This window comes from Azospirillum sp. B4 (assembly GCF_000333275.1).
Lineage (GTDB): Bacteria > Pseudomonadota > Alphaproteobacteria > Azospirillales > Azospirillaceae > Nitrospirillum.
Genome location: NZ_BACU01000396.1, coordinates 23,955 through 30,345, shown reverse-complemented (window position 1 = coordinate 30,345; position 6,391 = coordinate 23,955). Strand labels below are relative to the sequence as shown.

Annotated in this window: 6 protein-coding genes; 4 read left to right on the top strand and 2 right to left on the bottom strand. The window is 67.4% G+C overall.

All coding sequences use genetic code 11. From position 1 onward, the window contains the following. A partial coding sequence (locus I55_RS17740) for a hypothetical protein (protein WP_044561906.1) occupies window positions 1–479 on the top strand: 479 nt, incomplete at its 5' end. Between the two features lie 82 nt (window positions 480–561). On the opposite strand, the gene I55_RS17735 is transcribed toward I55_RS17740, so the two are convergent. Beyond that, a complete protein-coding gene (locus tag I55_RS17735) occupies window positions 562–1,956 on the bottom strand; it encodes a hypothetical protein (protein WP_044561905.1) in 1,395 nt (464 codons plus the stop codon). Then, the gene (locus tag I55_RS17730; protein WP_148293807.1) at window positions 1,953–3,065 is read right to left on the bottom strand and encodes a hypothetical protein; all 1,113 of its coding nucleotides are present in this window, start codon (window positions 3,063–3,065) and stop codon (window positions 1,953–1,955) included. The genes I55_RS17735 and I55_RS17730 overlap by 4 nt, the downstream gene beginning before the upstream one ends. A gap of 430 nt (window positions 3,066–3,495) precedes the next feature. Here I55_RS17730 and trxA point away from each other — a divergent pair, with 430 nt between their 5' ends. The 3 genes from trxA to I55_RS37775 all read left to right on the top strand — a co-directional run bounded on the left by trxA (window position 3,496) and on the right by I55_RS37775 (window position 6,383). After that, window positions 3,496–3,822, top strand: a complete 327-nt coding sequence (gene trxA / locus I55_RS17725; RefSeq protein ID WP_044561903.1) for a thioredoxin TrxA — start codon at window positions 3,496–3,498, stop codon at window positions 3,820–3,822. Window positions 3,823–4,047: 225 nt separating this feature from the next. After that, window positions 4,048–4,956, top strand: coding sequence for a TonB-dependent receptor plug domain-containing protein (locus tag I55_RS37780; RefSeq protein WP_199902632.1), 909 nt, complete (start codon window positions 4,048–4,050; stop codon window positions 4,954–4,956). Then, on the top strand, window positions 4,932–6,383 hold the full coding sequence (locus tag I55_RS37775) for a TonB-dependent receptor (RefSeq protein WP_199902631.1): 1,452 nt from the start codon (window positions 4,932–4,934) through the stop codon (window positions 6,381–6,383). The genes I55_RS37780 and I55_RS37775 overlap by 25 nt, the downstream gene beginning before the upstream one ends. Window positions 6,384–6,391: the final 8 nt, after the last annotated feature.

The following is a 6,391-nucleotide window of genomic DNA, read 5'->3' as shown; positions in this document are numbered from 1 at the left end:
TCTACCTGGGTGAAACCCTGTACCTGATTCCACCCACCGCCCAGGGGCGGGCCATGACGCTGAAGATCTTGGCCGACACCAACGACGTGATCGACGAGATCACCTTGAGCGGCGGTCGTGAGATGTGGACGCCGGAGACCTGGGCGGATTTCATTCCCCGGCTGCGACGCTGGATGTCCCTTTATGAGGGCACGGGCCAGCGCCATGGCCTGACGCACGACCACGGCCTGATGCTGGGTGGCGACGCCATCGGCGTGGCCGACATCGTTACCGCCACCCTATGGTCCACCCTGCGCCGAATCTTCCCCAGCATCGGCACGATGCTGGATGAGGAGGCGCCGCTGGTGGCCGCCTTGAGCCGCCGGGTGTGGCAAACGCCGGCCCTGGCCGCCTGGGACAGGGAATCGGTCCGGCGTTACGGCGATGGCTACTGCGGCGGCCAGATCGAGAAGTCGTTGAAGAAGGTCGCCAACGCCTGACCCGGCCTGCGGGAGCACGGCGTGCGCCCCGGCTCATGCCGGGGCCGCGCGGCGCCGGCGGCGCGGGCGCAGGCCGCCCCGCTCATCCCAGCCTTCTGCTCCACTCCCGGTACAGCCGCTCCGCTTCGTCGGACCCCGCCAGGATTTCCATCAGGCGCAGGTTGTTGAACATCTGGCGGCGCACTTCCGGGTTGCCCCGGGCGCCGGGAGCGGACATCATGCGGTCCATCTGGCGGTCGATCTCCCGCCGTATCTCCAGGATCTTGGCATTGACCTCGCGCTGGATGCCCAGGTGGTTCGCCAGCTTGGCCGATCGCCTGAGGGCCAGCGCCGTGGCCTCCGCCCGCTTCATCTCATCGGGTGGGGTGGAGACGCCGCCGTTGGCGGCGTACATCAGGCCGGCCAGGGTTTTTTCCACGTCTCCCAGCACGGTGGTCAGCACGAATTCGCCGATCTCGCTGCGGGCGGCGCTGACCCGGTCGACGATCTTCTTGTCGCGCAGAATGGCCACGCTGTCGTTGACGGATGTGAGGCCGTCGGTCAGGCGTTCCGCCACCGCCGCCAGCGCACCCAGCTTCTGCACCGGGTCCAGGGGTGCCGCACCGGCAGCGCCCGGTTCCGGCTCTTTCGCGATGCTACCGGTCTGGCGCAGCAGGTTGCCCACCACCACGCCGGACAGGTCGCGGGTCAGCGCGTCGCGCTCCGCCTGGCTGCTGCCGGTCACCCGCATGTCGGTCAGCATCTTCAGCACCACGCCGGGCCGCAGCATGCGGGCCGTCAGCACCAACAGCACGGGGGCCGCCGCCTGCGGGTTTTCCGCCCCGCCCAGTTGGGCCATGACACCCTTGATGGCGTCGGCATGGCTTTCCGCCAGGTCGCCGATGGGCCGTTCCGGCAGGCGCTGCTTGAGGTCCTCGATGATGCCGCCCAGCAGCAGCACGTCGCGCAGGGTCTGGACTTGGCGCAGCACGTCATCGTCACGGCCGAAATTGTCGACCATGAAGCGCAGGTTGTTCTCCGCCTCGTTGGCGATGACCACCAGGGCGTGGGCCCCGGCCTCCCACAAGGGGGCGGCGACCTTGGCCATTACCCGGGGGTCGCGCGGATCGGCCTTCAGGATGCCCTGGGCCACGCCATCCACCAATTTCCCGTCCAGCCGGGCGCGCACCAGTTTCCAGCAGGTGGGCAAGGTCCCGCGCGAGATGCGCTGCAGACGTCGGGTATAGGCGCCAGGGTCATCGAACAGATCCTCCGCCGGGCGGAAGAACAGACGCGACACGGTGGGCCGGCGGGGCGGGCGCAGCTGGGTCAGGCGCGGCCGCATGGCGTCGAATGCCCCGGCGATGCCCGGCTTGTCGCCCAGCTGTTCCAGCAGGGCGTAGATTTGCAGGAACTTGGTGTCGCTGAGCCGGATGGCGTCGCGCGCGAGGGTCTGCCATTGGGCGCCGATGGAGTCGCTGAAAGCGGGATCGCTCATGATGCCGTCGCCTTCAGCGCCTCGATGCGCATCACCGCCGTCATGTCGAGGGCGCCGGTGCGCCAGTCCTCGCCCATGCGCAACCAGCGCGTCTGGATCTTGCTCAGGGTTTCCAGGTCGTAGGCCGAGGGCTCCTTGCCCCCTTCACCCGCCGGGATCAGGGGGGCCAGACGGAACAGCTCACCCATGGTGGATTGCTGCGTCTCCAGCGGGCGGTCGGCCACGCTGTCCCACAGGCGGATGAGGAAGGGCCAGCCGTCCAGCAGCCAGGTCATTCGCGTCACATCCTCCGCCACGGCGGCGCGGAAGGCGCGGAAGTCGCCGGCGACGGCGCCGAGGTCCCGGCAACGGTTGTCCAGCCGGGCAAGGCGGTCGCGCGCCATGTCCAGCGCCGCCTTGGCGGTATCGGCCACGAACGCCGCCAGTTGCGACACCTCGGAAAAGTCGGTGGTGCCCCAGCGTTGCAGGCTGGCGCGGGTGCGGTCCAGTTCACCCAACAGCATGCGGAGGCGGCCCAGTTGCTGGCACTGCGGCAAGCCCACCGGCGCCATCAGGTTGGCCAGCACCTCCACCCGGGTCACCATCTCGTCCACCGGCAGGTTGGCCCGTTGGGCCAACTGGCCCAGGGAGATGCGGATCAGGCGGCGGCTTTCCGATCCGGTGATGCCCGTGGCCAGCAGTTCCCCCGCGTCCAGGCGCGCCAGCTTCAGCAGTTCCGTCACCAGGGTGAAATGGGTCAGCGCGCGGTAGCCCAGTTCCAGCGCCAGGGTTTTTTCCGCCGCCAACGAGGCGTCACCGCCGGCCACGCCGGAGGCCTGCACCGTCAGCGACGCCTGGCGCACGGTGTCAGGCGTGTATTCCTTGAGGTCCAGCAGCGCCTCGTACAGAAGGCGATCGTGCAGGGTGACCGTCATGATCGTGGGCAGGGAGCGCCAGGGCATGATGTAAACGCCCTTGCCACCGGTGAAGCTGGGCAGCAGGAACTCCAGCTCCCCCTGCCGGGTGGGCCGCATGCGCGCCTGGCTGAGCATGGGGGTGGTGAAAGGGACGGCTATCCCCCGCTCACCAAAAGTCCCCGGAGAGGTATCCAGAGTTTTCACTTGGCTCATGCCAGAACCGCCGCCCCCCGCAATTGCCGGGCTGTCCCGCCGCTTCCCCATTTGGGACAACCGGACCAGCCTCTCCTATCCAAAGGAAATACGCCAGACAAAACGATCAAATGTGACAGGCCATGGCTGGGCGTTAAAATCTCTAAGCAATGGTGAAAGCAATTCCTGGGCCAATGCAAGCCTCCCGGCGTCAGCGAAAGCGGTGGTGAGGAAGCCGTTCACCGACGGTACGGGAGCGGCGTTAAACGATTTCAAGGGGCGGTCGCCACGGGCCTGCCCCCCCTGTGTGGCCGCCTTGACCACCACCCGCCAGGGCCCCTACATTTACCGGTGACGTTGGACGCGGGATTCCCGCGCCACCTACCCACCCTAGGTAGGGCCACCATAGGAACCCCCAAGACCTGGGGCCCTAGCAGCCAAGGATAGTGTTATGAGCGAGAATACGGTGAAGGTCACGGACAGCAGCTTCGAGACCGACGTGCTGAAGGCCTCGGGCCCCGTCCTGGTCGATTTCTGGGCCACCTGGTGCGGCCCCTGCAAGATGATCGCCCCCGCCCTGGAAGACATCGCCGGTGAGCTGAATGGCCAGCTGACGGTGGCCAAGCTGGACATCGACGACAACCCCAACACCCCCGGCAAGTACGGCGTGCGTGGCGTGCCCACCCTGATGATCTTCAAGGACGGCCAGGTCGCCGCCACCAAGGTCGGCGCCCTGCCGAAGAGCGCGCTGGCCGACTGGATCAAGGCGAACCTGTAAGGGGTGCCGAGTCCGGCCCGCCAGGGGCCGGGCGGGTGGGAATGGAGAAGGCGGGCGTCCCCGGGGCGCCCGCTTTTTTCTTTGAGCCATCGGCCGATATCCGCCTGCCGATGGCCGCCAGCATCAAAATATCCCCTCGTTCCCAACATGAACACCATGTTAGGAATGATATTGATTCTTAGTTTCATGGCCGCTACGGTCCCCGGTAAAAGAAGGGGGTCGAAAATGCGAACGAAAACAAAATATTCCCATCTGCTTCTGGCCATGACCGCGTTGTCGTGGCCCGCCCTGGGCGTGGCGCTGGTGCCTGCACGCGCGGCGGAGGCGCCCGACGCCGCAACCGCGTCAGCCGACACGCTGGACGACATCATCATCACCGGTGAGAAGGCCGGCCGCACCCTGAAGGAGACGACGACCAGCGTCGCCGTCACCACGCCCGCCCGGATCGAGCAGGAGAACATCCTGAGCATCCAGGACATCTACGACCGTACGGCCAACGTCTCGCAGACCTATGGCGCCGCCGGCTTCACCATCCGCGGCATCGGCAACACCGGCGTGTCGGGCAGCGGCAAGGCCGACGCCGCCACCGTCTACATCGACGGCGCCCCCATCCCCAGCGCCTCCCTGTTTGGTGGCCCCACCGACATGTGGGACATCGCCCAGGTGGAGATCCTGCGCGGGCCGCAATCCACCATCCAGGGGCTGAACGCCCTGGCCGGGTCGGTGGTCATCACCACCCGCGACCCCACCGACCACTGGACCGGCGACGCCCGGGTGATGTGGACCGACCAGCAGGAGCGCACCTTCTCCGCCGCCGTCGGCGGCCCGCTGATCCAGGACGAACTGGGCTTCCGCCTGGCGGCGGAGCGGCGGGTGAACGACGGCATCATCAAGAACGTGACGCTGGACGACCATGAGGACGCGCTGCGCTCCACCAACCTGCGCGGCAAGCTGAAATGGACGCCCAAGGCCATCCCCGACCTGACCGCGGTGCTGAGCTATGACCGCACACGGCGCGACGGCGGCTATCTCTACCAGTATGTCCGCACCGACGTGCCGGACTACTACGACAACCGCACCTCCTTCTCAACCGGCCCCACATCGGCGAGGTGGACAGCGACATCGCCACGCTGAACCTGTCCTACCGGCTGAGCGACACGCTGACCCTGACCAACGTCGCCTCCTGGAACCGGCTGAAGCAGCACGCCAGCCAGGACGGCGACGGCACCGCCGTCGACTCCCAAGTCGTCGACAACCGGACCAAGGCCGACACCTACACCGAGGAGCTGCGCCTGAACTACCAGGGGGAGCGGCTGAGCGGCCTCATCGGTGGCTGGTACTACAACCGCGACCTGACGCTGGACGCCAACAGCCAGGTGAACGTCACCACGCCGCTGACCACCATCACCAACCTGTTGCGGTCCGCCGGCTTCCCCACCGCCACCGCCAGCGCCATCAGCGCCGCCTATGGCCAGGCGCTGCCGGTCATCCCCGTGGCCTACCAGTCCCAGCAGCCGGAGCATGTGGAGACGGCCGCCCTGTTCGGCGATGGCCGCTATCGCCTCACCGACCGGCTGTGGCTGCTGGCGGGCTTCCGCTATGACCATGAGCAGAACCGCTACGGCGCCGGCACCACCACCCGCTTCACCGGCACCTATCCCGACCCCGCGTCCTTCGGCGCGGTGGGCACGCCGCTGTACAGCGCCATCACCGCCATCAACAAGGGCGTGGCCGGCATCGTGGCGCAGGCGGCCTCCGCCGCCTCATCCACCGGGCGGACCTTCGACGCCTTCCTGCCCAAGGCGGGCGTGTCCATGGAATGGACGCCGGACCTGATCACCGCCTTCACCGTGCAGCGCGGCTACCGCTCCGGCGGTTCCAGCCAGAATCCGGCGCACGCCACCCTGGTGCCCTACGATCCGGAGTACAGCTGGAATTATGAGGGATCGGTGCGGTCGACGTGGCTGGACGGCGCGCTGGGCGTCAACGCCAACGCCTTCTACACGGACTGGAGCGACCAGCAGGTCACCGTGTTCCTCAGCGACAACACCTACGACTACAACACCATCAACGCCGGCAAGTCCCACCTCTACGGCTTTGAGCTGGAGGCGACGCACAAGATCAGCCCGGTGGTGGACTGGTACGCCTCCGTCGGGTATGAGCGCACCAAGTTCGATGAGCTGAACCTGCCCGCCGGAACCTCCACCACCTTCAACCTGGCGGGGGAGGAATTCCCCTACGCCCCGCGCTGGACGGCGGCGGCCGGCGTGAACCTGCACTTCGGCGGCGGTTACAGCGCCAACCTGAACGCCAACTGGCGCGATGCCGTCTACACCTCGGTGGGATCCAACCAGGCGCAATACCGGGTGGGCGACCGCACCCTGGTCAACACCCGGGTGGGGTATGAGGCGGACATGGCCGGCGTCGGGTCCTGGGGCGCCTATCTGTTCGTCAGCAACCTGCTGGACGAACGCTACAAGCAGTACGTCTACACGGCGCAAAACCGCGCCATCCTGGGCGCGCCGCGCACCATCGGCGGCACGGTGGAGGTGCACTGGTAGGGACTGCG

Bases quoted from the DNA above. Each gene is read 5' to 3' on its own strand.
- I55_RS17735 (WP_044561905.1), bottom strand. From the start codon at position 1,956: ATGAGCGATCCCGCTTTCAGCGACTCCATCGGCGCCCAATGGCAGACC.
- I55_RS17730 (WP_148293807.1), bottom strand. From the start codon at position 3,065: ATGAGCCAAGTGAAAACTCTGGATACCTCTCCGGGGACTTTTGGTGAG.
- trxA (WP_044561903.1), top strand. From the start codon at position 3,496: ATGAGCGAGAATACGGTGAAGGTCACGGACAGCAGCTTCGAGACCGAC.
- I55_RS37780 (WP_199902632.1), top strand. From the start codon at position 4,048: ATGCGAACGAAAACAAAATATTCCCATCTGCTTCTGGCCATGACCGCG.